This window comes from Agreia sp. PsM10 (genome assembly GCF_030433855.1).
In the GTDB taxonomy this organism is placed as follows: domain Bacteria; phylum Actinomycetota; class Actinomycetes; order Actinomycetales; family Microbacteriaceae; genus Agreia.
The window spans coordinates 1-1,283 of sequence record NZ_JARUXC010000033.1 but is presented as its reverse complement, the minus strand read 5'-3'; the positions used below and the strand labels follow the sequence as shown (position 1 = coordinate 1,283).

The following is a 1,283-nucleotide window of genomic DNA, read 5'->3' as shown; positions in this document are numbered from 1 at the left end:
GGCAGAGTCATATGGTCGTTGCAACGCTCTGATTGATCGGAGTGTTGATGTCGACGAAGAAGTATGGCGTTCGGTACGGGCAGGGGGTGAGGGATGCGTTTGTTGATCTTGTCTGCTCTGGGATGTCCCCGCATGATGCTGCGGCGGTGTTTGGCGCGTCGGATCGGATCTCGTTCACGTGGTGGCTCAAGAGTGGTGCCATGGAGATTAGACGGGGCCGTGATGGCGGTCAGGTCGTCGATCGTGTCGCGGCCGATTTCGACGCGGGCCGGTTCCTGAGTCTTGAGGAACGGGTCGAGATCCAGGCCGGGCTCCGGCAGGGCTGGGGGCATTCCCGGATTGCGCGGGCGATCGGTCGGGACCGGACGGTGATCTGGCGGGAGGTCCGCCGGAACTCGAGTCCGGACGGGGTGTATTACGCGACCAGGGCGCATAACTGGGCGCATCAACAACGTCGCCGCCCGAAGGGACTGAAGCTGGTTCAGAACCCCGTGCTCGCCGGGTTCGTCGAGGATGCCATGGACGAGGGGTGGTCGCCGAAGTTGATCTCGAGTGTGTTGGCCGAGATGTTCCCTGATGATGGGAGCATGCAGCTCAGTCACGAGACGATCTATCGGGCTCTTTACGTCCAGACCCGCGGAGTGTTGCGGGCAGATCTTGCCCGGCAGCTCTCGACGAAACGTCAGAGCAGGAACCCGCATAACCGTGGGAGCCGATTCGTGAGTCCCTATAAAGATGCGTTCATGATCAGTGACAGGCCGGCCGAGGTCGAGGATCGTGCCGTGCCCGGCCACTGGGAAGGCGACCTCATCGTGGGCCCGAACAGTGCCTCCGCGATCGGCACCTTGGTCGAGAGATCCACCCGTTACACGATCTTGTTGCACTTGCCCGTAGACCACACCGCAGACACCGTCGCGACCGCGATGATCGCCGCGATGAAAGACCTCCCGTCCGAACTTCGGCAATCGATCACCTGGGATCGCGGATCCGAGCTGGCCGACTACCGCCGCATCACCGCGGAACTCGAAGCACCCGTGTTCTTCTGCAATCCGCACTCGCCGTGGCAGCGCGGCACGAACGAGAACACCAACCGGCTCCTGCGGCACTGGTTCGAGAAAGGCTCAGACCTCTCCGGACACACCCCGGCCGATCTGAAGAGGGTCCAGAACATGCTCAACGCACGTCCCAGACCCACCCTCGACCTCCAAACCCCCACCTACCGGCTCGCCCGACTCCTCGAAGCGGCCTAACCCCCAGCGTTGCAACCACCACTTGACATTGCC

1 protein-coding gene is annotated in these 1,283 nt (G+C 62.6%); it reads left to right on the top strand.

Annotated features, from left to right (window positions below; genetic code table 11):
- Window positions 1–47 precede the first annotated feature (47 nt).
- Complete coding sequence (locus QCD70_RS18985; protein WP_367316753.1) at window positions 48–1,250, top strand: IS30 family transposase; 1,203 nt, start codon at window positions 48–50, stop codon at window positions 1,248–1,250.
- Window positions 1,251–1,283: the final 33 nt, after the last annotated feature.

Coding starts and splice junctions, on each gene's coding strand:
- QCD70_RS18985 (WP_367316753.1), top strand. CDS start 48: ATGTCGACGAAGAAGTATGGCGTTCGGTACGGGCAGGGGGTGAGGGAT.